The 21,252-nt window shown below is 64.5% G+C and carries 23 protein-coding genes, 1 tRNA gene and 1 pseudogene; 7 read left to right on the top strand and 18 right to left on the bottom strand.

The window, feature by feature from the left end; translation table 11 throughout:
* Together IL54_RS01170 and IL54_RS01175 are read right to left on the bottom strand one after the other, a co-directional pair.
* Positions 1 to 1,342, bottom strand: a 1,342-nt coding sequence (locus IL54_RS01170; RefSeq protein WP_037472537.1) for a patatin-like protein, incomplete at its 3' end; no start/stop codon positions are given.
* A 43-nt stretch (positions 1,343 to 1,385) separates the two neighbouring features.
* Complete coding sequence (locus IL54_RS01175) at positions 1,386 to 2,081, bottom strand: endonuclease/exonuclease/phosphatase family protein (RefSeq protein WP_052027498.1); 696 nt, start codon at positions 2,079 to 2,081, stop codon at positions 1,386 to 1,388.
* A gap of 87 nt (positions 2,082 to 2,168) precedes the next feature.
* On the opposite strand from IL54_RS01175, the gene radA reads away from it, so the two are divergent.
* On the top strand, positions 2,169 to 3,536 hold the full coding sequence (radA, locus tag IL54_RS01180) for a DNA repair protein RadA (RefSeq protein ID WP_037472307.1): 1,368 nt from the start codon (positions 2,169 to 2,171) through the stop codon (positions 3,534 to 3,536).
* Positions 3,537 to 3,547: 11 nt separating this feature from the next.
* Positions 3,548 to 4,063 carry a CvpA family protein gene (locus tag IL54_RS01185; RefSeq protein WP_037472309.1) on the top strand — a complete coding sequence of 172 codons (516 nt, stop codon included), beginning with the start codon at positions 3,548 to 3,550 and terminating at the stop codon, positions 4,061 to 4,063.
* Positions 4,064 to 4,144: 81 nt separating this feature from the next.
* Here the strand turns inward: IL54_RS01185 and IL54_RS01190 are convergent, their stop codons facing one another.
* From IL54_RS01190 to IL54_RS01205, 4 genes are all read right to left on the bottom strand, one after another.
* Positions 4,145 to 5,059 (bottom strand): SDR family oxidoreductase, encoded by a 915-nt coding sequence (locus IL54_RS01190; RefSeq protein WP_037472311.1) that lies wholly within the window; start codon positions 5,057 to 5,059, stop codon positions 4,145 to 4,147.
* A gap of 5 nt (positions 5,060 to 5,064) precedes the next feature.
* Positions 5,065 to 6,195 (bottom strand): glutamate 5-kinase, encoded by a 1,131-nt coding sequence (gene proB, locus IL54_RS01195; protein ID WP_037472312.1) that lies wholly within the window; start codon positions 6,193 to 6,195, stop codon positions 5,065 to 5,067.
* 94 nt (positions 6,196 to 6,289) lie between these two features.
* Positions 6,290 to 7,387, bottom strand: coding sequence for a GTPase ObgE (gene obgE / locus IL54_RS01200; RefSeq protein ID WP_037472313.1), 1,098 nt, complete (start codon positions 7,385 to 7,387; stop codon positions 6,290 to 6,292).
* A 30-nt stretch (positions 7,388 to 7,417) separates the two neighbouring features.
* Positions 7,418 to 8,035 carry a TetR/AcrR family transcriptional regulator gene (locus IL54_RS01205; protein ID WP_052027499.1) on the bottom strand — a complete coding sequence of 206 codons (618 nt, stop codon included), beginning with the start codon at positions 8,033 to 8,035 and terminating at the stop codon, positions 7,418 to 7,420.
* A 47-nt stretch (positions 8,036 to 8,082) separates the two neighbouring features.
* Here IL54_RS01205 and IL54_RS01210 point away from each other — a divergent pair, with 47 nt between their 5' ends.
* Positions 8,083 to 8,934 carry a metal-dependent hydrolase gene (locus IL54_RS01210; RefSeq protein ID WP_037472314.1) on the top strand — a complete coding sequence of 284 codons (852 nt, stop codon included), beginning with the start codon at positions 8,083 to 8,085 and terminating at the stop codon, positions 8,932 to 8,934.
* Positions 8,935 to 8,965: 31 nt separating this feature from the next.
* Positions 8,966 to 9,493, top strand: a complete 528-nt coding sequence (locus IL54_RS01215) for a GNAT family N-acetyltransferase (RefSeq protein WP_037472315.1) — start codon at positions 8,966 to 8,968, stop codon at positions 9,491 to 9,493.
* A gap of 32 nt (positions 9,494 to 9,525) precedes the next feature.
* Here the strand turns inward: IL54_RS01215 and IL54_RS01220 are convergent, their stop codons facing one another.
* From IL54_RS01220 to rplU, 3 genes are all read right to left on the bottom strand, one after another.
* The gene (locus tag IL54_RS01220; RefSeq protein ID WP_037472316.1) at positions 9,526 to 10,101 is read right to left on the bottom strand and encodes a GNAT family N-acetyltransferase; all 576 of its coding nucleotides are present in this window, start codon (positions 10,099 to 10,101) and stop codon (positions 9,526 to 9,528) included.
* Between the two features lie 274 nt (positions 10,102 to 10,375).
* A complete protein-coding gene (gene rpmA, locus IL54_RS01225) occupies positions 10,376 to 10,645 on the bottom strand; it encodes a 50S ribosomal protein L27 (RefSeq protein WP_037472317.1) in 270 nt (89 codons plus the stop codon).
* Between the two features lie 34 nt (positions 10,646 to 10,679).
* Complete coding sequence (gene rplU, locus IL54_RS01230; protein WP_037472318.1) at positions 10,680 to 11,045, bottom strand: 50S ribosomal protein L21; 366 nt, start codon at positions 11,043 to 11,045, stop codon at positions 10,680 to 10,682.
* Positions 11,046 to 11,232: 187 nt separating this feature from the next.
* On the opposite strand from rplU, the gene IL54_RS24740 reads away from it, so the two are divergent.
* The 3 genes from IL54_RS24740 to ybaL are packed head-to-tail and all read left to right on the top strand — an operon-like array spanning position 11,233 to position 13,481.
* The gene (locus tag IL54_RS24740; protein WP_037472319.1) at positions 11,233 to 11,628 is read left to right on the top strand and encodes a hypothetical protein; all 396 of its coding nucleotides are present in this window, start codon (positions 11,233 to 11,235) and stop codon (positions 11,626 to 11,628) included.
* A 45-nt stretch (positions 11,629 to 11,673) separates the two neighbouring features.
* On the top strand, positions 11,674 to 11,808 hold the full coding sequence (locus IL54_RS25635) for a hypothetical protein (RefSeq protein ID WP_272945494.1): 135 nt from the start codon (positions 11,674 to 11,676) through the stop codon (positions 11,806 to 11,808).
* A gap of 29 nt (positions 11,809 to 11,837) precedes the next feature.
* Entirely contained in the window at positions 11,838 to 13,481 is a 1,644-nt protein-coding gene (gene ybaL, locus IL54_RS01240) for a YbaL family putative K(+) efflux transporter (protein ID WP_037472322.1), read from the top strand.
* Here ybaL and IL54_RS01245 read toward each other — a convergent pair.
* The 9 genes and pseudogenes from IL54_RS01245 to IL54_RS23825 all read right to left on the bottom strand — a co-directional run.
* A complete protein-coding gene (locus tag IL54_RS01245) occupies positions 13,478 to 15,016 on the bottom strand; it encodes a cryptochrome/photolyase family protein (protein WP_037472323.1) in 1,539 nt (512 codons plus the stop codon). The genes ybaL and IL54_RS01245 overlap by 4 nt on opposite strands.
* A 260-nt stretch (positions 15,017 to 15,276) precedes the next feature.
* On the bottom strand, positions 15,277 to 17,067 hold the full coding sequence (locus tag IL54_RS01250; protein WP_037472324.1) for a DEAD/DEAH box helicase: 1,791 nt from the start codon (positions 17,065 to 17,067) through the stop codon (positions 15,277 to 15,279).
* A gap of 312 nt (positions 17,068 to 17,379) precedes the next feature.
* Positions 17,380 to 18,078 (bottom strand): 50S ribosomal protein L1, encoded by a 699-nt coding sequence (gene rplA / locus IL54_RS01255; RefSeq protein ID WP_037472325.1) that lies wholly within the window; start codon positions 18,076 to 18,078, stop codon positions 17,380 to 17,382.
* A gap of 5 nt (positions 18,079 to 18,083) precedes the next feature.
* Complete coding sequence (gene rplK / locus IL54_RS01260) at positions 18,084 to 18,515, bottom strand: 50S ribosomal protein L11 (protein WP_037472327.1); 432 nt, start codon at positions 18,513 to 18,515, stop codon at positions 18,084 to 18,086.
* Between the two features lie 264 nt (positions 18,516 to 18,779).
* Positions 18,780 to 19,316: a transcription termination/antitermination protein NusG gene (gene nusG, locus IL54_RS01265; RefSeq protein WP_037472329.1), complete on the bottom strand. Its 537-nt coding sequence runs from the start codon at positions 19,314 to 19,316 to the stop codon at positions 18,780 to 18,782.
* A 39-nt stretch (positions 19,317 to 19,355) separates the two neighbouring features.
* The gene (gene secE / locus IL54_RS01270) at positions 19,356 to 19,562 is read right to left on the bottom strand and encodes a preprotein translocase subunit SecE (protein WP_037472331.1); all 207 of its coding nucleotides are present in this window, start codon (positions 19,560 to 19,562) and stop codon (positions 19,356 to 19,358) included.
* A gap of 170 nt (positions 19,563 to 19,732) precedes the next feature.
* Positions 19,733 to 19,808: transfer RNA gene (locus tag IL54_RS01275), tRNA-Trp, on the bottom strand.
* 53 nt (positions 19,809 to 19,861) lie between these two features.
* Positions 19,862 to 20,779, bottom strand: coding sequence for a YihY/virulence factor BrkB family protein (locus IL54_RS01280; RefSeq protein ID WP_037472333.1), 918 nt, complete (start codon positions 20,777 to 20,779; stop codon positions 19,862 to 19,864).
* A gap of 325 nt (positions 20,780 to 21,104) precedes the next feature.
* Positions 21,105 to 21,252: pseudogene (locus tag IL54_RS23825) on the bottom strand (dihydroorotase); the annotation flags it as partial.

Raw genomic sequence — 21,252 nt, forward strand, 5'->3', positions numbered from 1 at the left:
GCGTGGGGCGATCGAGGAAGAGCATGCGCCCGATCGCGCTTTCGACCTCCGCCTCCATGCCGGGACGCAGCGTGTCGAGAATGCGGCGCATACGGCGGATATGCGCCGAATGGCGGTCGATCACTTCCAGATTGTCGCGAATCGGCTGTTCGCGCGGAATGTCGGACAGCGCGCCGAAAATGGTGCGGAAAAAGCCGGGCAGGGGGGCGTCAGCACCGGTCGGCGTATCTTCCGCGTCGCCATGGCGGTTGAGCCGGATCGAGCGGTGACCGGGCTTGGGATCGATATAGACGAAGCGGCGATCGACTTCCCGGCGGGAGGGGCGGTTGCGCAGCGCGCCGATCGCCTGGGCGAAGGGGGCGTTGGCCAGCACCGATCCGTCGATCAGCACGGCGTCCTCCGCCGTCCCGCGCGCTGCATGGCGGGGCAAGGCGCGGTGGAGGAAGGCGTCGCGCGTCGGCCAGGCGCGATGGCGGCGTTTGAGCACCCGGTCGAGTTCGCGCACGGTGAAGGGCGGGAAGGCACCGGGAAAGCTGGCGGTGGCCCGCGCGGCGAAGACCAGCTCGGCGGCATCGGCGAAGGCCCGCGGGTCGCCATTGGGTGCCCGGCCGCGCGCGCGAAAGCCGATCGACAGGCGATGTTCGGTCTCGATCACCTGGGGCGGGCTGTTGAGGTTGAGGCTTTGCGGATGGCCCTCGAAATCGGTGACTGTGACGAACAGGTCGAGCGGATGCCCGGCCGGGAGCAAAGGCGGGCCGCGCTCCGCCGCCGCCATCGCGTCGAAGGCATCCATCAGCATTCCAGAGAAAATCTCTCCGCCAAAGGGCGGTTCGAACCAGCGCGAGCGGATGAAGCGGGAGAGTTTGTGGCGCACTTCCTCGCGCGTGTCGGGGGCGACGGTGCGTTCGATCGCGTCGCCGGGGCGGCGGGCGGCCATCCAAACGAGCGGGGTGGCCCAGAATTTGGTGAGCGCGCGGGCGGGGCGGGCGTCGGGGTCAAGCAGCCGATCGACATCGGCATTGTCGAGCCACATGTCGGTCAGCGGATCGAGCGACTGGCCGGTCTCGATCGCCTGAGCAAGGAAGATACCGTTGATGCCCCCCGCGCTGGCCCCCGCGATGATGTCGGGCATGACGCGCAGGCGGATGCTGGCCTTGGCCTCTATCTCTTCCAACATCTGCCGATAGATGGCTTCGCTGCCGGTGGAGGCAGGCGCGCCGTCGTGAAAAGCGCGGCTGGCGCGGGCGAGCCGCCACACTTCCTTGGTGATGCCATGCATGTAGATCGCCAGGCTGATGCCGCCATAGCAGACCAGCGCTAGCCTGAGTTCCCGCTCCTTCATGCTGCATGGATCGCAGAGGGAGAGGATATTGTCGAGGGGCCGATCAAAGGCGGAATTCGGCCCAGATCGGCAGATGGTCGGACGCTTTGCGCGCCGCCGCGCTCATATGGACGCCGCACTCGACCAGGGTCAGGCGATCGCAATGCATGATCCGGTCGAGCTGGGCAACAGGCGCACGGGCATGGAAGCTGCGTCCGCACGGCGCGAAGCTGTAATGGCGGGCAAAGTCGGCGAGGCAGCCGCGACCCGCACTCCATTCGTTGAGGTCGCCCATCAAGATGGTGGGCATGGCCTCGCCCTGCGCCGCGGCGTTGATGACGGCTGCCGCCTGCCGCCTGCGCCACAGGCCCGACAGGTCGAGATGCATGCCGAACACCCGGACCGTGGTGCCGTCCATGGTGACTTGCGCCATGGTTGCGCCGCGCGGTTCCAGATAGGGGATGTGGAGGACGTCGTGCGCGCTGATCTGCGCCGTCTTGCGCACGAGGATGGCATTGCCATGCCAGCCCATCGAATCGGCCTGCACATCGAGCGGCACGGGCTTATAGTCGCTATGGCTATCAAGCAGTCGGGGTGGAATGGCGGCGGAGCGGACGCCGAAGCGCATGTCGGCCTCCTGCAAGGCGACGATGTCGGCGTCGATCTCGCCCAGCACCTCCAGCACCCGCTCCGGCATACGACGGCGGTCGGTGCCGACGGCCTTGTGGATATTATAGCTGGCAACGCGCAATGTCTTCATGGCGCACCAATGCCCAAGGCGCAGGCATGTTTCCAGTGGCGAACGGATGTTCTTGCAATGTTCGCGCCTCGACGGCATATCCGGGCCATGGCCAAGACAAAGCGCAAATTCGTCTGTCAGCAATGCGGCACCGTCGCGGCCCGGTGGCAGGGGCAGTGCGAGGATTGCGGCGAATGGAACAGCATCGTCGAAGAAGCGCCACAGACCGCCTTTTCCGCGCGGCATGACCTGCACACGGGCGGGCGGGCGATCACGCTCGTCGGGCTGGATACGCAGGTCGAATTGCCGCCGCGCACCAGCACCGGCATTGCCGAGTTCGACCGGGCGCTGGGCGGGGGCATCGTGGCGGGATCGGCAACGCTGATCGGCGGCGATCCGGGCATCGGCAAATCAACCTTATTGCTGCAGGCGGCGGCGCGGGTCGCGGCGCGCGGGCTGTCGGTGGCCTATATCAGCGGCGAGGAAGCGGCCGACCAAGTGCGTTTGCGCGCGCAGCGGCTAGGGCTGGGCAATGCGCCGGTGATGCTGGCGAGCGCGACGTCGGTGCGCGACATTTTGACGACGCTGAGCCAGGGCGAGCCGCCCGCCTTGCTGGTGATCGATTCGATCCAGACGATGCACAGCGACCTGATCGAAGGCGCGCCGGGGACGGTCAGCCAGGTACGCGCCTCGTCGCAGGAATTGATCAAATTCGCCAAGCAGCGGGGCACCGCGCTGATCTTGGTCGGGCATGTAACCAAGGATGGCAGCATCGCCGGGCCGCGCGTGCTGGAGCATATGGTCGATACGGTGCTGGCGTTCGAAGGCGAGCGCAGCCACCAATATCGCATCCTGCGCGCGATCAAGAATCGCTTTGGCGGCACTGACGAAATCGGCGTGTTTGCGATGGTGTCCGAAGGTCTGGAGGAAGTCGCCAACCCGTCGGCGTTGTTCCTGACGCATCGCGACGAGACGGTGACGGGCGCGACGGTGTTCCCCGCACTGGAAGGAACGCGGCCGGTTCTGGTGGAGATCCAGGCGCTGGTGGTGCGGCTGTCGAGCGGCGCGACGCCGCGCCGCGCAGTGGTCGGATGGGATAATGGGCGACTGGCGATGGTGCTGGCGGTGCTGGAGGCGCGCTGTGGTCTCAGTTTCTCGACCTGCGAAGTTTATCTGAACGTCGCGGGCGGATATCGGCTGTCGGACCCGGCGGCGGACCTGGCGGTGGCAGCGGCCCTGGTGTCGGCGCTGTCGGAAAAGCCCTTGCCCTCCGACGTCGTGCTGTTCGGCGAGATCGCGCTGTCGAGCGAGATCCGCCCCGTGGCGCATGCGCCGCTGCGGCTGCGCGAGGCGGCGAAGCTGGGGTTCAACCGCGCTTTCATCCCGGCGTCGGCGACCGACGGGGTGAAGGGGATAGCGGTCAGCGGCTTTCGCACGCTTGCGCAACTGGTTGACCAGATGCTGGGCAGGGGATAGCCACGCGGGCGATGAACGCCGTCGATATCATCGTCCTGCTCGCGATTGGTGGCAGCGCCATATTGGGCCTGCTGCGCGGGTTCGTGCTGGAAACCCTGTCGCTGATGGCGTGGGTGCTGGCGATCTTCTGCATCCGGCTGTTCCATGCCTCTGTGGCCGATCTGCTGACACCCTTTGTCGGCACGGCGAGTGGCGCAGCCATATTAGCGCTGGTGCTGGTATTCGGCGTCACCTTCGGCGTCGGCAAGATGGTGGCCCATGCGATCGGCCGCCGCACCCGGCAATCCGTGCTGGGGCCGGTCGACCGGGTGCTGGGCGGGGGCTTTGGCGCGGTCAAGGGACTGATCGGCGCGACGCTGGCCTTCCTGGCGTTCAGTCTGGTCTACGACACCATGTATGGCAGCGGCGCGCGGCGTCCCGACTGGCTATCGGATGCGCGGACCTTCCCGCTGCTCAATGCCAGCGGGCAGGCGGTCAGCGAATTTCTGGCGGAGCAGCGGGCGAAGAAGCCAGCTGCAAACACATAAATTCCGTTCGGTTCGAGCGTGTCGAGAACAACATCGTTCTCGACACGCTCGAACCGAACGGAATGAGGCGATGTGCGCCGCCTAGAGCCAGCCCTTGGTGCGATAGGCCTGCGCCGTCGCCTTCAATCCCTCTTCGGTCGGGATTTGCGGCATCCATAGCTGCTTGGGAACATGCGCGTCAGCTGCGGCGACCCAGTCGGGGTGACAGAAATAATCGACACGGTCGGGGGTCAGCTTGGCCCCATTGCCGCGAAACAGGCGATCCGTGCGCGCGGCGACGCCGAGCAGCCAGGCCGGAGTCGCCAAGATCCGCACCGACCGGCCCACCGCGCGACCGATGGCGGCACCGAAATCCTTATGGTCCCAGCCGGTAGGCGTGCCGTCATCCGGCTCGTAGGTCTGGGCAAGGCTGAGGTCGCGATCGTCGGCCAGCGCCAGCAATAGCTGGGCGAGATCGGCAACATGGATCACCGACAGCCGTCCGCCCGGTGGCAGCAGCATGATGCCGCGTTTGGCCATGCGGAAGAGTTCGAGCATTTCGCGATCATTGGGGCCGTAGATGGCGGGCGGACGGACGATGGTCCAGTCGAGGCCGCTGGCCCTCACATGGCGTTCGGCCAGATCCTTCGACCAGCCATAATCGGACAGGCCCGGCTCGCGCGCGGCGAGCGAGGAGATGTGGATCAGCCGCCGGACGCCGCGTTTGCGCATGGCGTCCACCACCGCCATCGTGCCGCGCGCATTGCCCATTTCGAAGCTGTCGCGATCGGGTGCGTTCACCACGCCTGCAATATGGATCACGACATCGGCGTCGCGCACCAGCGTATCGAGGCCCGCCGCCTGGTCGAGCGAGCCCGGCACCCATTTGAGGCGCGCGCGGGGCGGCTGCGCCCGGCGGGTCAGCGCGGTAACATGGTGGCCGACGCTCAGCGCCTGATCCAATGTTTCAGCGCCGACGAAACCCGTCGCGCCGGTCATGGCAATGCGGAGGGACATGGGTGTCAGACCATCGCCATATGGTCGCGGTGGACCAGCACCGATCGCGGCATTTCGCCCAGCAGCGCGGCGATATCCTCGCTTCGGCGGCCCGCAATCTTGGCAGCCGCATCGCTATCATATTCGATCAGCCCGCGCGCAATCACCCGGCCATCCTGCGCCACGATATCGATCACATCGCCGCGCGCAAAGACGCCTTCGACACCGGCGACACCGGCGGGGAGCAGGCTGTTGCCCTTCGACAGCGCGGTTTCCGCGCCCGCGTCCACGATGATGCGGCCGCGCACGGTGAGGCGGCCGGCGAGCCAGCCCTTGCGTGCGCCTTTGCCTTGGGCCGCCAGGAAGATCGAGCCCTTGCCGCCCTGGGTCCAGCGCGACAGCGGCGCATCGACCTTGCCGGAGATAATGGCGAGATGCGCGCCCGCGCCGGTGGCGATGCGGGCGGCCTCGATCTTGGACGTCATGCCGCCTGATCCCATGCCGGAGGCGGAGCCGCTTGTCGCCATGGCCGCGATTCGCGCGTCGATGCGGTCTATTGTTTCGATCAAGATCGCGCTCGCATCGACGTGCGGGTTGGCGGTGTAAAGCCCATCGACATCGGAAAGCAGCACAACCGCGTCAGCCCGTGCCGCCTGTCCGATACGCGCCGCCAGCCGGTCATTATCGCCAAAGCGGATTTCGGCGGTGGCGACGCTGTCATTCTCATTGACCACCGGCACGACATGCAAGGCCATCAGCCGTTCGAGCGTTGCCGAGGCGTTCAAATAGCGGCGGCGATTTTCGAGGTCGTCGAGCGTCACCAGCATTTGCGCGGCCGTGATGCCGCGCTCGTCGAGCAGGCTCGCCCAGCATTGCGACAGGGCGATCTGCCCGGTGGCAGCCGCAGCCTGCGCGTCCTCCAGGCTGCCGCGCCCGCCCTTGGGCAATTTGAGGCGGCGCGCGCCCAGCGCGATCGCGCCGGACGACACGATGATGATCTGTTGCCCCGCCTGCGTCCGCGCCGCGACATCGGCGACCAGCGTGCGCAACCAGTCGATCCGCACATTACCCGCCGGATCGACGAGCAGGGCCGAGCCGATCTTGATAACCAGGCGGCGGATCAGGGCGGGGGGGAAGCCGGAGAGGGAGGGAGTCACTGGCAAATGGTCCGTTCGGTTCGAGCGAAGTCGAGAACCGCCATGCACCCGCTTCTCGACTTCGCTCGAAGCGAACGGGTGTCATGCAGGTCGCTTATAGCGGCGACCATGTCCCGTCTTCGTCGTCCTGTGCCTCCTGCCGCGCGGCGGCGCGGGCTTCGCCCAGGATCGGCAGGATGGCGTCGAGCAATTTGCCCACGCCATCGCCGGTCGCGCCGGAGATGATGAACACATCCTCCACGCCGACCTGATCGCGCAGTTGCTCGGCAATGTCTTCCATCAGTTCCGGCCCCAACAGGTCACCCTTGTTAAGCGCGACGATCTGCGGCTTTTCGTCCAGCCCCTCGCCATAGGCAGCGAGTTCGTCGCTGACGATCTGGAACGCTTCGACCGGATCATCGACCGTGGCGTCGATCAGGTGGAGCAAGACGCGGCAGCGTTCGATATGGCCCAGGAACCGATCGCCAATGCCGACGCCTTCGGCCGCACCCGCGATCAGGCCGGGAATGTCGGCCAGCACGAATTCGCGATCCTTGTGCAGCACCACGCCCAATTGCGGCTTGGTGGTGGTGAAGGCATAGGCGCCGACCTTCGCCTTAGTATTGGTCACCTGGTTGATCAGGGTCGATTTGCCCGCATTGGGCATGCCCACCAGTCCGACATCGGCCAGCAGTTTGAGCCGCAGCCACACCCACATTTCCTGGCCTGGCCAGCCCGTGCCATGCTGACGCGGGGCGCGGTTGGTGCTGGTCTTGTAGGACATGTTGCCACGGCCGCCATCGCCGCCGCGCAGGAAAGTGACGCGCTGCCCGACTTCGGTGAAATCGGCGAGGATGTCCTGATCCTCATAATCGGGGATGCCGTCTTCGTCTTCGCTGCCTTCGATCGGCTTGGGATCGGACAGGATCTGGGTGCCGACCGGCACCTGGATGATCAGATCCTTGCCGCCCGCGCCATAGCGATTCTTGCCCATGCCGGGCGTGCCGCGCTGCGCCTTAAAGTGCTGGGTGTAACGAAAATCGATCAGGGTGTTGAGGCCCTGAACCGCTTCGAAAATAATGTCGCCACCCTTGCCGCCGTTGCCGCCGTCGGGGCCGCCATATTCCTCATATTTTTCGCGTCGGAAACTGACCGCGCCGGGGCCGCCCCAGCCGGATTTGATGAAGATTTTGGCTTGATCGAGAAAATGCATGGGCGGCCCATAGCGCCATCGCGCGAAAAGTTAAACCTCGGCCTGCGCGGCAAGCGTCGCGGCCTCCTGCATCAGGGCAAAGGTGAGGCTGCGCGTGGCCATTTCGCGCGCCTTTTCACGGGGAAGCCCCAGCGCACCCGCCATCGGCCCACCCATTTGCGAATCACCCAGCGCCAGAAGCACGAGCATCAGGGTATTGTCGCGGATGAGGTCGGCGAGATGCGGGGTCAGCGCGGTGGCGGTCAGCTTGTCGACCAGCCGGTGGATCGCCTCCACCACCGGGTCGAGCGCGTCTTCATTGCCGAGCGCCAGCATCCAGCTGGCCAGCGCGCCTGCGCCTTCGCGGTCGAAGGCGTCGAAGGTCATGTCGACGATGGTGCGCGGGCTGACCTTGCCGCGCCGGGCCGCGTCTACTGCCTCGCCGATGGTGGCGGTGATGGTGTCGCCAAGATAAGCGGCGAGCGCTTTGTGCAGGCCAGCGGCCGATCCGAAATGGTGGAGCAGATTGGCGTGGGTGCGGCCGATCTGTGCGGCAACGGCTTTCAGGGTCACGGCCTGGGGGCCAGCTTCGATCAGCAGGATGCGCGCGGCCTCCAGCGCGGCGAGGCGGCTTTCATCCGGGCTGAGGCGGACACGTTTTATTGACATAGGTGTCAGTAACTCTTATTTACATCAATGTAAGTAAGGAGTGCGAGATGACCCCGACCGACCTCACTATCACGCCGCGCGACCGCCGTTTCGGCCGGGACCGCGCTGCGGCCCGACATTGGCTGAATGGCGATCCGATCGCCACGGCTTTCTTCAACGCCCTATCCGTGACCTTTCCGCGCGGCGAAGCCTATTTCATCGAGAGTGTCCGCGCCTTTCGCGATGGCGCGCCGGACCGGCTGGCGGGCGAGATTGCGGCCTTCATCAAGCAGGAGGTGGTGCATAGCCGCGAACATCTGGCCTTCAACCGGCAGGTGGCCGATCATGGCTATGAACTGTCGCGGCTCGACGCCGATGTGGTGCGGGTGCTGGACCTGGCAAAGCGGCGTCCGCCGATCGTCAGCCTGGCGGCGACCATGGCGCTGGAGCATTTCACCGCGATCCTGGCGCATGAACTGTTGCGCGACCCGCGCCTGCTCGACGGCGCGGACCCGGAGATTGCGGCGCTGTGGCGCTGGCATGCGGTCGAGGAGATCGAGCATAAGGGCGTGGCGCATGACACATGGGTCCATGCGACGCGGGAATGGAGCGGCTTTGCGCGCTGGCGGCTGCGGTCGCTGATGATGCTGATCGCCACCAAACATTTCCTGCATCATCGCGCGCGCGGGATGATGGACCTGTTGCGGCAGGATGGCGTGACGGGCGTGCGCGCCTGGGGCGGGTTGTTGCGCTATGCGCTGGTGCGCCCGGGCATCTTGCGCCGGGTGGCGGGGCCGTGGCTCAGCTATTTCAAGCCGGGCTTTCATCCCTGGTCGGTCGATGACCGGGCCCTGATCGCGCTGGTGGACAGCGACTATGCGGATGCGCGGATGACCGGGCCGCTGCCGTCCGCGGCTTGACGGGCGGGGTGGGGCGCGATCTTATCAGGCGATGACCGATGCGCCCACGCTCCACACCGACCGCCTGATCCTACGCCCGCACGGCATCGCCGATTATGCGGCGTGCCGCGCCCTGTGGGCGGACGCGCAGGTCGTGCGCCATGTCGGTGGCGTGCCGCTGGACGCTCAGGCGGTGTGGTTTCGCCTGCTCCGCTATGCCGGCATGTGGTCGCTGCTGGGTTATGGCATGTGGGTGATCGAGGATCGGGCGACAGGCGCGTTTCTGGGCGAGAGCGGGCTGCTGAGCGCCGAGCGCGGCCTGCCCGAATTGGAGGGCGTGCCGGAGGCAGGCTGGGTGCTGGAGCCGCAGGCGTGGGGCAGGGGCGTGGCCAGCGAAGCGATGGATGCGGTGGTGCGCTGGGCCGACGCCCATCTCGATGCGCCTACGCTTCGCTGCATCATCGCGCCGGACCATGGCGCGTCGATCAGGGTCGCAGAGAAACTGGGTTTCGTGGCGCTGGCCGATACGTTTCTAGGTGACATGCCGACGCGGGTGTTCGACCGGCCGCACTCGGCATGACGGGCGGGGAAAACCTCCCCCCGCCCGCATTGTCAGGCCGCCATCGCCTGCGTGGCGTCGCGATAGAGATCCATGGCTGGGTCCGGGTGCATGCCGTGGGTTTCGCCTTTTTCGAACAGCAGCGAATCGACCATCGTCCGGCGGGCGAGGCTGTAGCGTTGCTCGACCCGGTCGGTGAAGCGGAAGCCGATCTTGCGCAGGACATTGCCCGAAGCGGGATTGTCGAGGAAATGCGCCGCGCGGATGCCGTGGACGCCGTGGGCGCGCGCCATGCTGAGTACGGCGCGGGCGGCTTCGGTCGCAAAGCCAAGTCCCCAATAGGGCCGCGCGATCCAATAGCCCAGTTCCGGCGTACCATGCTCGTCCAGATGAATATCGCACCCGCCGACCAGGCGTGGTGCGCCGCGCGTGCGGGTGAAGGCGAGCAGGCGCGGCAGGCGCGAATCATGGGGCAATGACAGGAAGGCCTGCGCATCGTCCAGAGCATAGGGAGCGGGCGCGTGGGTCAGGTTGCGCAGGATGGCAGGATCACTGATCGCATCAGCCAGCGCGGGCGCGTCTTCCATCCAGCCTGGACGCAGCAGCAGGCGGGGGGTGCGGGCGAACATTCTTCTCTCTCCTCTTGGGCGTGCCCATAGCCGCCAATGATGACGGCTTGACGACGGTCGATGTCTGGCATGTTCCCCGCCTGCATGACGCGTGAGAAGGCGTGGAGTTCCAGTGGGTTGAGGGAATTTAAGAGGAGGTTTCGCCCAACGGAAAAAGGGCGCCCCTCTGATGGAAGGAGCGCCCCTTTATCCCTCGAACATCGTCACTTGAACCTAAAGGTTCGCGTCACGAAAGGATCGCCCCTCAAAAGGACGACCCGTCATTCGTCGTCCGTTATTCTGCCGCTTCGGCCATCGCGTCGACCGACACATATTTGCGGCCGAGCTTGCCAGCGTGGAATACCACGCGGCCTTCACCCAGCGCGAACAGCGTGTGGTCCTTGCCCATGCCGACATTACGGCCGGGATAGACGCGCGTGCCGCGCTGACGAATAATAATGTTGCCGCCGATCACTTCCTGACCGCCGAACTTCTTGACGCCAAGGCGCTTCGATTCCGAATCACGACCGTTGCGCGACGAACCGCCAGCTTTCTTATGTGCCATTGTCTAAACTCCTAGAATATCAGGCGCGAAGCGATCAGGCTTCGGCAGCAGCCGGGGCTGCGTCTTGGGTCTTTGCCTCGGCCTTGGCGGCCTTCTTGTCCTCGGCACCGATTGCGACGATGCGCAGGATCGTGTGGCGCTGACGATGGCCGTTCTTGCGGCGATAATTGTGGCGGCGACGTTTCTTGAAGACGATGACCTTTTCGCCCTTCGCCTGCGCGATGATCTCGGCTGCGACGGTCAGACCGGCCACATCCTTGAGGTCGCCGCCTTCACCGGCCAGCAGGACGTCGTCCAGCGTAATCTTGTCACCGGCTTCACCGGCCATCTTTTCGACGACGATCTTGTCTCCGGCGGCGACGCGATACTGCTTGCCGCCTGTGCGCACGATAGCGAACATGGCTTGTCTCTTCTCGTTCAAATCTGCTTTACGCAAATCACCAAAGACATGACGCCTTGCCGACCCGCGCGGGAATGTGGCCCGTTAGTGGAATGACTCGCGGGTGTCAACCGATGGCGGCGCGGAACCGGGGTGGTTTTCGGTTCGCACAGGCCCTATCTTGTCCGCGAAAGGACCGAAGCGAGCGATGCGGCATATAACAGGCGAGACAGGAAAGGGCGATCGGCAGCTTAGCCGCTATAGCCTATCCGTCGCCTTGTGGATGCTGATCGTGGTGACGCTCCTCTCTGCGCTGGCCCCCATCGGCCCGCCGCTCAGTCGCCCGACCGGCTCCGCCTTCAACCCTGCAACGACCGATGTGGTGATCAAGGCGCGCGCACCGACGCCGCCACAGGTCGCGCAGGCCGCGCGCATGGATGGCGATGACGCGCCGCCTGTGCTTCTGTTCTGCGTTCTCGCTACGCTGGCGTTCATCGTCTTCGTAGGCCGCGAGCGAATTGTCTTTTCATGGCACCAGGTTGCTGCGACTTCACTCTACTTGTCCAGCGCCCACCGGGCGCGCGGCCCGCCTGCCGCCTTCTGACGATTTGAATGGCCCGTTTCGACGGGCGTCGTCGAAAGGAGGACCATGAAGATGTCCGATAAGCCTGAGCCCGGCGGCAAGCGTCGCCGTCCGCCCTGGTGGTTCATGCCCGCTATCATGACAGGTCTGGCTGCGGCCGCCCTGCTGCTGGCGGTCCTGCTCCATCCTTTGACTTTCTGATATAGAATGATTCGCATCGAAAGGCTTGCATGCCCCATCACACGCCCCTGATCGGCACCATCGTCGCCGGCCTCGTCGTCGCCTTCATCATGGGCGCGATCGCCCACAGGCTCCGTATGTCGCCCCTTGTGGGCTATCTCGTCGCCGGGATCATGGTAGGCCCTTTCACGCCCGGTTTCGTCGCGGATAGCGGCCTTGCCAATGAACTCGCCGAAATCGGCGTCATCCTGCTGATGTTCGGCGTGGGGCTGCATTTCTCGTTTAAGGATCTGATGTCGGTCAAACATATCGCCGTTCCGGGTGCTTTGGTGCAGATTGCGGTGGCGACCGGCCTTGGCATGGGGCTGTCCACCCTCATGGGATGGCCTCTGATGGGCGGCATCGTCTTTGGCCTTGCCCTGTCGGTCGCCAGTACGGTGGTGCTGCTGCGGGCCTTGCAAGGGGCTGACCTGGTCGAAACGCGGCGCGGGCGGATCGCGGTCGGCTGGCTGATCGTCGAAGATCTGGTGATGGTGCTGGCGCTCGTCCTGCTGCCGGCGCTTGCCGCCGTCATAAGCGACGCGGACTCTGGGGCCGGGGCCGGGGCGGGCGCGCTGATCGCGCCGCTGGTGGGCACGCTGCTCAAGGTGGCGGGCTTCGTCGCGCTGATGATGATCGTGGGGCGGCGGGTCATTCCCTGGACGCTGCATTGGGTCGTGCATACCGGATCGCGTGAGCTGTTCCGGCTGGCGGTTCTGGCGATCGCATTGGGTGTCGCGTTCGGCGCGGCTTATGCGTTCGACGTATCCTTCGCGCTGGGTGCCTTCTTCGCGGGCATGATCTTGGGCGAAACGCCGCTCAGCAGGCGAGCGACCGAAGAGACGCTGCCGCTGCGCGATGCGTTTGCGGTGCTGTTCTTCGTGTCGGTCGGCATGTTGTTCAATCCGGCTGTGCTGTGGGAACAGCCTTTGCCATTGCTGGCGACGGTCGCGATCATCATCGTGGGCAAGTCGATCGCCGCCTATGCCATCGTCCGCCTGTTCGGCAAGCCGGGCGACACGGCGATGACCATCGCGGTCAGCCTGGCGCAGATCGGGGAATTTTCCTTCATCCTTGCGACGCTTGGGACAGGGCTTGGCGTGCTTCCGGCCGATGCGCGCGACCTGATCCTGGCGGGCGCGATCGTGTCGATCTTCCTCAACCCCATCCTCTTCTCGCTGGCCGTGCGCGGCCGCAAGCAGGAGGAAGTCGTGGCGGAGGCCGCGCGCGTCGCGGCCGCGCGGCCCGCGATCGGGCATATCATCCTGGTCGGCTATGGCCGGGTCGGCAAGCTGATCGCCGATCGGCTGACCGAGCGGCAGATGCCCTTCACGGTGATCGAGGATGATGCCGAGAAGGTCGAAGAAGCACAGGAGGCCGGGCTATCCGTCGTGCGCGGCAATGCGCTGGAGGACAAGGCGCTGCGCAGCGCCGGGATTACCGAGGCCCATCACCTGCTGATCGCGGTGCCCGAAGGGTTTGAGGGCGGGGCGATCCACGAACATGCCCGCCACCTCAACCCCAAGTTGGAGGTGATCGCCCGCGCCCATTCGGATGCGGAAGTCGCGCATCTCGAAACGCTGGGCGTGCGGTATATCGTCATGGGCGAGCGGGAACTGGCCGGGCGGATGTTGACGCTGTGTGGTGCGAGCTAGTCCATTGAGTCGAGGAACCGTGCCGCCTGTTCCCGGATGGCGGTACGGTCATCTTCCGGCATCTTGTCCCAGTTGCGATAGGGCAGGGCCATGCGGGGATTGGACGCCAGCTTGCGCTGGTTGCGGGCGATAAAATCCCAATAGAGCGCGTTGAAGGGGCAGGCATCTTGGCCGACGCGCTGCTTCACATCATAGCGGCATGATCCGCAATAGTTGGACATGCGGTTGATATAGGCGCCGCTCGACGCATAGGGTTTGGAACCGAGCAGGCCGCCATCGGCGAACTGGCTCATGCCGAGCGTGTTGGGCAGCTCGACCCATTCATAGGCGTCGGCATAGACTTCCAGATACCAGACATGCACCTGATGCGGATCGACACCGGCGAGCAGGGCGAAATTGCCGGTGATCATCAGCCGCTGGATATGATGGGCATAGGCATGGTCGATCGTCTGGCCGATCGCCTGGGACAGGCAATGCATGTCCGTGTCCCCGGTCCAATAGAAGCCGGGCAGGGCGCGGGTCGCCCCCAGCGCATTGCGCTGCGCATAGTCCGGTCCCCCATGCCAGTAGATACCGCGCACATATTCGCGCCAGCCGATAATCTGGCGGATGAAGCCTTCGGCGGCGTTGAGCGGCACCTTGCCCGCGCGATAGCGTTCCTCGACGGCGCGGCACAGCGCCAGCGGATCGAGCAGCCCGGCGTTGATATAGGGCGAGAGGATCGAGTGCCACAGGAAGGGTTCGCCGGTCAGCATCGCGTCCTGATAATCGCCGAAGCGGGGTAGCGCTTCATCGAGGAAATGGCGCTGCTGGCGCATCGCTTCCTCATGCGTCACCGCGAACTGGAAATGGTCGAGGCTGCCGATATGGTCAGCGAAGCGCACAGCGACCATGGCCAGCACATCCTGCGTGATCGTATCGGGCTGGAAACGGATGGGGCGGGGCATCAGCAGGTCGCGCGCGGGTGGTGGCTTGCGATTGTCGGCGTCGTAATTCCACTGGCCGCCTTCGGGCTGGCCATCCTCGGTCATCAGCAGGCCGGTCTTGCGCCGCATGTCGCGGTAGAAAAATTCCATCCGCAACTGCTTGCGCGCGGCGGCCCAGCTATCGAATTCGGCATGGGTGCAGAGGAAGCGGTCATCCTCATGGATGGTGACGGGCAGCCCGAAGCGCAGCTCCCAACTGTCGAGCATCGCCCGGACGCGCCATTCCCCGGCTTCGGTCACATGGATGGCGGCGGGCTTGTGCCGGTCGATGGCGCGGGCGACTTCACCGGTGAAGCTGCCGCTATTGGCCGGGTCGTCCAGCTTTACATAATCGACCGTCCAGCCCAGCCCGCGCAGCCGATCGGCATGATGGCGCATGGCGGACAGGATGAAAGCGATCTTGGCCTTGTGATGGCGGACATAGGTGGTTTCGTCGGCCACCTCCATCATCAGCACGACGCTGCGTGTTTTATCAACGTGGCGCAGCGCAGCGATGTCGGGGTCGAGCTGGTCGCCCAGCACGGGAATAAGCAAAGGGCCGTCGGTCATGCGTGCTGCAATGACCGACGGCCCCGATGGCTCCCACCTGTCTTTAAGGGGTGTCAGGCCTTCATCCACACCGTTCGTCCTGAGTAGCCGCTGAGCCTGTCGAAGTTGAACGGGTCGAACCGTCCCCCGGACGGTTCTGAACATGCCGGGGGCATGTTCACCCGTTCAAGTATCGAAGGATTGCGCGCGATGCTTCGATACGGGACTTCGACTTCGCTCAGCCCCTACTCAGCACGAACGGGTGTTGAAATATCCTACATTTAGCCCCGGCTGCGCGGCGGACCCTTGCGCGGGCCACCGGCGCCAGCGCCCTTGAAGGGACGTGGGCTGTGCGGCGACGCACCGCCGCGCGACCCGGCACCGGGACCGCCACGGGGCGGGCCGCTGCGGTTGGGACGATCGCCATTGGCGGGGCGCAACTGCTTGCGGTTGCCACGGGCTTCCTCGCGCGGTGCGCCATCGATGGGATCGAACATCACATCCGCGCCCTCGTCACCCGCTTCGCCCGTGCGGCGGACAGCGGCCAGGAATTTGGCCGAGATCGCCTTGGGGATTTCGAACATCGTGTCAGTGGCGGTGATGCGGATCGCGCCGATGTCGCCGCGCGACACATGGCCGCGACGGCAGATCAGCGGCAAGATCCAGCGCGGATCGGCATTTTGCGTACGGCCGATATTCATGCGGAACCACTGGGTATCCTCGAAACCGGGGCGTGGCCCTTCACGGCGGGCCGGGGCGTCGCTGCCGTCGAGCAGTTCTTCGGGCGCAGGCAGGGCAGCGCGCGCGGAGCGCACCAGCATCGCCGCGATTTCCTTGGCGCTCTTGGCTTCAAGCAGTTCGCCGCCCAGCGCCCAATCGGACTCTTCGAGTTCCATGGGTTCGAGCAGGCGGGTGCGCAGCCGTTCGGCGTCCTGCGCGGCAATGGCTTCCTTGCTGGGCGCGGACGTCCATTCGACCGGGATCTTGGCGCCCTTGAGCATCCCTTCCACCCGGCGACGGCGCGGATAGGGGACGATCAGGACGGCGGTGCCCTTCTTGCCAGCGCGACCGGTGCGGCCCGACCGATGCTGCATGGTTTCGGCATCGCGCGGGATTTCGACATGGACGACGAGCGTCAGCGTCGGCAGATCGATACCGCGCGCGGCGACGTCGGTGGCGACGCAGACGCGGGCGCGGCGATCACGCAACGCCTGGAGCGCATGGTTGCGTTCATTCTGGCTATGCTCGCCCGACAGCGCGACGGCGGCAAAGCCCCGCTCGGTCAGGCTGGCGTGCAGATGGCGGACATTGTCGCGGGTGGCGCAGAACAGCATCGCCGTTTCCGCCTCATGGAAGCGCAGCAGATTGACCACGGCATTTTCAATGTCGGACGGGGCGACGGTCATCGCCTGATAGCTGATGTCGCCATGGCCACGCTCGGTCGAGGTGGTCGCGATCTGCAGCGCGTCCTTCTGGTAGCGGCGGGCCAGCGCCACGATGGGCTTGGGCATCGTCGCCGAAAACAGCAGGGTGCGGCGGCCATCGGGTGTGGCATCAAGGATACCTTCCAGATCTTCGCGGAAGCCCATGTCGAGCATTTCGTCGGCTTCATCCAGCACGGCGGTCTTGAGCGCCGACAGGTCGAGCGCACCACGTTCGAGATGATCGCGCAGACGGCCGGGCGTGCCGACAACAATATGTGCGCCCTGGGCCAGCGCCTTGCGCTCGCGCGCTGCGTCCATGCCACCGACGCAGGTGGCGATGCGTGCGCGGGCACCGGCGTAAAGCCATTCCAGCTCGCGGCTGACCTGCAGCGCCAGTTCGCGCGTCGGCGCGATCACCAGCGCCAGCGGCCAGGCCGGTGGGGGCAGGCGGCCTTCTTCGTTCAGCAATTCGCCCGCCATGGCGAGGCCGAAGGCGACGGTCTTACCCGATCCGGTCTTGGCCGACACGATCATGTCGCGGCCAATCGCTTCGGGTTCGATCACGGATGCCTGCACTTCGGTCAGGGTTTCATAACCCTTGGTCGTCAGCGCCTGGGCGAGAATGGGGGGGAGGGTATCAAATGCCATGTCTAGTTTTTCTCGTCGGTTAAGCGACCCGCCTCTTCCGACGGATACTCGTAAGACCTGTGCCTTACGCCTGCTAAAGCAGACGTTCAGAGTGATAGGCCACACACCCTGATTTTCACATTCCCACCCGGCAAGGGCAGGAGCCGCCAGCATGACTGGCAGCGAAGGGGTTTGCCCCTTTCGTTCGCGTTGCATCTCTCCGTCCGGCTTTCCGCCAGCCGCCTCCCGGTCAGGGGAGGATCAATTGAAAACAGGAAAGCCTCCTTCCCCATTTCGAGGAAAGAGGCTTATCCTTAGTCTATAGCATGAAAATCAGACGGCGGCGACTTCTGCCACATCGACCTTCACGCCCGGACCCATCGAAGACGACAGGGCGATTTTGCGGACATATTTGCCCTTCGAACCGGTCGGCTTGGCCTTGACGATCGCATCGACGAAGGCGTCGAAATTCTTGCGCAGGTCTTCGGCGGTGAAGCTCGACTTTCCGAGGCCCGCATGGATGATGCCAGCCTTTTCGACGCGGAATTCGATCTGGCCACCCTTGGCGGCCTTCACGGCTTCTGCGACGTTCGGGGTCACGGTGCCGAGTTTGGGGTTCGGCATCAGGCCCTTGGGACCGAGGATCTTGCCCAGACGACCGACCAGGCCCATCATGTCCGGCGTCGCGATGACGCGCTGGAAATCGATGTTGCCAGCCTGGATCGATTCCAGCAGGTCTTCGGCACCCACGATGTCGGCACCGGCGTCGAGCGCGGCTTGTGCCTTTTCGTTGCGGGCGAACACGGCGACGCGAACGTCCTTGCCGGTGCCTGCGGGCAGGGTGACGACGCCACGGACCATCTGGTCCGCATGACGGGGGTCAACGCCCAGGTTGATCGCGATTTCGACGCTTTCGTCGAACTTGGCGGTCGCATGGGTCTTGATTAGGCCCAGGGCTTCGTCAACGCCGTGCAGCTTCTCGCGGTCAACCGCGGTGGCCAGGGCCTTCGCCTTCTTGGTCAGCTTTGCCATGATAATCAGCCCTCCACCACGTCGAGGCCCATCGCGCGAGCGGAGCCTTCGATGATCTTCGTTGCAGCGTCGATGTCGTTCGCGTTCAGGTCAACCATCTTGGCCTGGGCGATTTCCGCCAGCTGCGCACGGGTGATCTTGCCAGCGACGATCTTGCCCGGTTCCTTCGAACCCGACTTGAGGTTCATCGCCTTCTTGATGAGGAAGGTGGCAGGCGGCTGCTTCATCGTGAAGGTGAAGCTGCGATCCGCATAGACGGTGATGATCGTCGGCAGGGGCGTACCCTTTTCGACGCCAGCGGTCTGGGCGTTGAACGCCTTGCAGAATTCCATGATGTTCACGCCGCGCTGACCCAGTGCTGGGCCGATCGGCGGTGCAGGTTTGGCGTCTCCAGCGGGCACCTGGAGCTTGATGTAGCCCGTAATCTTCTTGGCCATTGTCACTCACTCTGTTGCTGGGCGTACCCAAAGGCGCGCCCGGTTCAAGTTTAGCGGTCCAAACGAAGGCTAGGCCTTCTCCCGCATCCATTCCCGGTTGCCCGGAAATCTCTTTGATCGTCATGCCAGCAAAAGCTGACGAAACGACACATCATTTTTACGTCATCCTGACGAAAGTCAGGATCCATTTGCTCTACGCTGGCCTGCTTCTGCCGCGCTGAGGCGCATGGACCCCGGATCAAGTCCGGGGTGACGGAAACATCCTTACTTCGACAGTTCGACCTGTTCGAAATCCAGTTCCACGGGCGTTGCGCGACCGAAGATCGACACCGACACCTTGACCCGGTTCTTTTCGAAATCCAGTTCCTCGACCACGCCGTTGAAGCTGGCGAAGGGACCGTCCAGCACCTTGACGCTGTCGCCGATTTCGTAATCGACGCTGACCTTGTGCTTGGGTGCGGCTTCGGCTTCCTTGCGGGCCCCGAAATAGCGCGCAGCTTCGGTCTCGCTGATCGCCTGCGGCTTGCCCATCGACCCCAGGAAACCGGTGACCTTGGGCGTGTTCTTGACCAGGTGATAAATGTCGTCGTTCATCGCCAGCTTGGCGAGGACATAGCCCGGCATGAACTTGCGTTCGACCTGGACCTTCTTGCCGCGCTTGACTTCGGTGACGGTTTCAACGGGCACTTCGACCTGTTCGACCAATTGGGTGAGGCCCATGCGCTCGGCTTCGGACAGGATCGACTCCTTGACCTTGTTCTCGAAGCCCGAATAGGCGTGGATGATGTACCAGCGCGCCATGTTACCGTGTCAAACTCCCAAAAACCAAGGCTGTCATGCTCAAGCCTGACCCGCCGCAAGGCCCAGCAGCCACTGGACGATCGCGCCGAAGAAGGTGTCGATGCCGAAGAAGAACAGGCCGAGCAGCGTCGTCATGATGACGACCATTACGCCGGTCATCATCGTTTCGCGGCCGGTAGGCCACACGATCTTCGACGCTTCGGTCTTCACCTGATTGACGAATTCGCCGGGGGATACCTTCGCCATCGCCTGCCTCTATCTTCAAAACCAACGCCAATTCGCGAAGCAACAGTCCGCCCTCCCGTTCCCGTCCTATGGGACGTCCGGGGGAAGCGGCCGCATGCTTCGCGACACATGTTCGCCTGCGCACCTAGTCGCGAAACCCTGATACTACAAGGTTTAGCGGACTTGGCGCTTGGCAGGAGTGGAGGGACTCGAACCCACGGCATTCGGTTTTGGAGACCGACGCTCTACCAACTGAGCTACACTCCTGTGCCGGCGAAGGAGGGCGCTTTAGCGTGGCATGGGTGGTAGGGCAAGCAGGATTATGCAGCATCCGTTACGGGCGCGGCAACGCTGGTATCGACGCTGGTCTGCCGCTCCGCTTCCGCATTGATCTGCGCGCCGAGCAATACGACGTAAGCGGAAACGAACAGCCATAGCTGCAGCACGACGACCGCGCCGAGCGATCCATAGGTCTCATTATAATTGCCGAAGGTCGAGACGTAGAAGGACACGCCCAGCGTCACGAGCAGCCAGAACAGCGTCGCCGTGACCGACCCGACCGTCAGCCATTGCCACTGCGCTTGCTGGCGATTGGGACCGAAGCGGTAGATGAGGCCGAAGATGACGCTGGCGAGCAATCCCGCGCAAATCCAGGTCGCGGCCTTGATCGCGAACAGCACGCCCGGACCCCAGTCGGTCAGGAATTTCTGGATGAGGCCGATCACCGTCGCGGTGAACACGCCCGCCACCACCACCAGCACGGCGGAACAGGTGATGCCTAGCGATACGCGGTAAAAGGCAAAAATATTGCGCCGTTCAAGCTGGCCATAGACGATGTTGAGCGATTGCATCACCGCCGACGCCGCGCGCGTCGCGCCATAGACGGCGATGGCGAGGGCGGTCAGCAGGCCGAAACCGATCGCGGGCTTGGGGGTACTGACGACGCCCAGAAGTTGGTCGTTGATGAGTTGGGCGGCGTCGGTGGGCACGACGGCGATGATCGCCTGCATATGCCGCCCGACCATCGCCGGGTCGCCGAACAGGCCATAGGTCAGCACGACAGCGGCGAACATCGGCGCGATCGAGAGAAAGGCATAATAGGCAACGCCAGCGGCCAGCAGACCGACATTATTGGATCCGAGCGACGCATAGACGCGCTTCAATATTTCCCACCAGGCCCGTGGCGGAATTTTCCACGGCGCATCGACATGCACCTGCTGCGCGATTTTCTCGGTCATGGACGTCCCCTGCTGCTCCATAGGGCAAGCGCATGAAGGGGGAGGGGGTTCCGCGTTAGCATGGGGCGTTTCGAGCGCGGGGTGTCACTTGACGGCCTGCTTACCCCTCTCCCTTGAGGGAGAGGGCTGCGAAGACTTGGCAGCTTGCTGCTTAGTCGGAGCTGGGTGAGGGTGTCGAGGCATCAAGGGATCGCGCGACATCAGCGTTGAGCCCCCTCATCCAACTTAGCCTAGGTGCCTTTGGCACCAAGGCTGCGTATCCTTCTCCCCGTCGGGGAGAAGGGCCGTCTTTCTGGCCCCAAACTGCCACCCTTCAATGCCATCCCTACAGAAATACGCCGCCCTTCATGATCCGGCGCGCGCGGCCCTGCACCGGCATGCGGTCGAACGGAGTATTGCCCGCCGCCGCCGCCATCCTGGCCGAATCGACGATCCACGGCGCATCGGGATCGATGAAGATGAGGTCGGCGGCG

Origin of the sequence: Sphingobium sp. ba1, assembly GCF_000743655.1 — a bacterium.
Classification (GTDB): domain Bacteria; phylum Pseudomonadota; class Alphaproteobacteria; order Sphingomonadales; family Sphingomonadaceae; genus Sphingobium.

Coding starts and splice junctions, on each gene's coding strand:
- rplK (WP_037472327.1), bottom strand. CDS start 18,515: ATGGCCAAGAAGATTACGGGCTACATCAAGCTCCAGGTGCCCGCTGGA.
- IL54_RS01250 (WP_037472324.1), bottom strand. CDS start 17,067: ATGGCATTTGATACCCTCCCCCCCATTCTCGCCCAGGCGCTGACGACC.
- IL54_RS01280 (WP_037472333.1), bottom strand. CDS start 20,779: ATGACCGAGAAAATCGCGCAGCAGGTGCATGTCGATGCGCCGTGGAAA.
- IL54_RS01205 (WP_052027499.1), bottom strand. CDS start 8,035: ATGTCAATAAAACGTGTCCGCCTCAGCCCGGATGAAAGCCGCCTCGCC.
- secE (WP_037472331.1), bottom strand. CDS start 19,562: ATGGCGAAGGTATCCCCCGGCGAATTCGTCAATCAGGTGAAGACCGAA.
- IL54_RS01175 (WP_052027498.1), bottom strand. CDS start 2,081: ATGAAGACATTGCGCGTTGCCAGCTATAATATCCACAAGGCCGTCGGC.
- IL54_RS01185 (WP_037472309.1), top strand. CDS start 3,548: ATGAACGCCGTCGATATCATCGTCCTGCTCGCGATTGGTGGCAGCGCC.
- rplU (WP_037472318.1), bottom strand. CDS start 11,045: ATGTTCGCTATCGTGCGCACAGGCGGCAAGCAGTATCGCGTCGCCGCC.
- ybaL (WP_037472322.1), top strand. CDS start 11,838: ATGCCCCATCACACGCCCCTGATCGGCACCATCGTCGCCGGCCTCGTC.
- IL54_RS01220 (WP_037472316.1), bottom strand. CDS start 10,101: ATGTTCGCCCGCACCCCCCGCCTGCTGCTGCGTCCAGGCTGGATGGAA.
- nusG (WP_037472329.1), bottom strand. CDS start 19,316: ATGGCGCGCTGGTACATCATCCACGCCTATTCGGGCTTCGAGAACAAG.
- IL54_RS01215 (WP_037472315.1), top strand. CDS start 8,966: ATGACCGATGCGCCCACGCTCCACACCGACCGCCTGATCCTACGCCCG.
- radA (WP_037472307.1), top strand. CDS start 2,169: ATGGCCAAGACAAAGCGCAAATTCGTCTGTCAGCAATGCGGCACCGTC.
- IL54_RS01190 (WP_037472311.1), bottom strand. CDS start 5,059: ATGTCCCTCCGCATTGCCATGACCGGCGCGACGGGTTTCGTCGGCGCT.
- IL54_RS25635 (WP_272945494.1), top strand. CDS start 11,674: ATGAAGATGTCCGATAAGCCTGAGCCCGGCGGCAAGCGTCGCCGTCCG.
- rplA (WP_037472325.1), bottom strand. CDS start 18,078: ATGGCAAAGCTGACCAAGAAGGCGAAGGCCCTGGCCACCGCGGTTGAC.
- IL54_RS24740 (WP_037472319.1), top strand. CDS start 11,233: ATGCGGCATATAACAGGCGAGACAGGAAAGGGCGATCGGCAGCTTAGC.
- obgE (WP_037472313.1), bottom strand. CDS start 7,387: ATGCATTTTCTCGATCAAGCCAAAATCTTCATCAAATCCGGCTGGGGC.
- IL54_RS01210 (WP_037472314.1), top strand. CDS start 8,083: ATGACCCCGACCGACCTCACTATCACGCCGCGCGACCGCCGTTTCGGC.
- IL54_RS01245 (WP_037472323.1), bottom strand. CDS start 15,016: ATGACCGACGGCCCTTTGCTTATTCCCGTGCTGGGCGACCAGCTCGAC.
- rpmA (WP_037472317.1), bottom strand. CDS start 10,645: ATGGCACATAAGAAAGCTGGCGGTTCGTCGCGCAACGGTCGTGATTCG.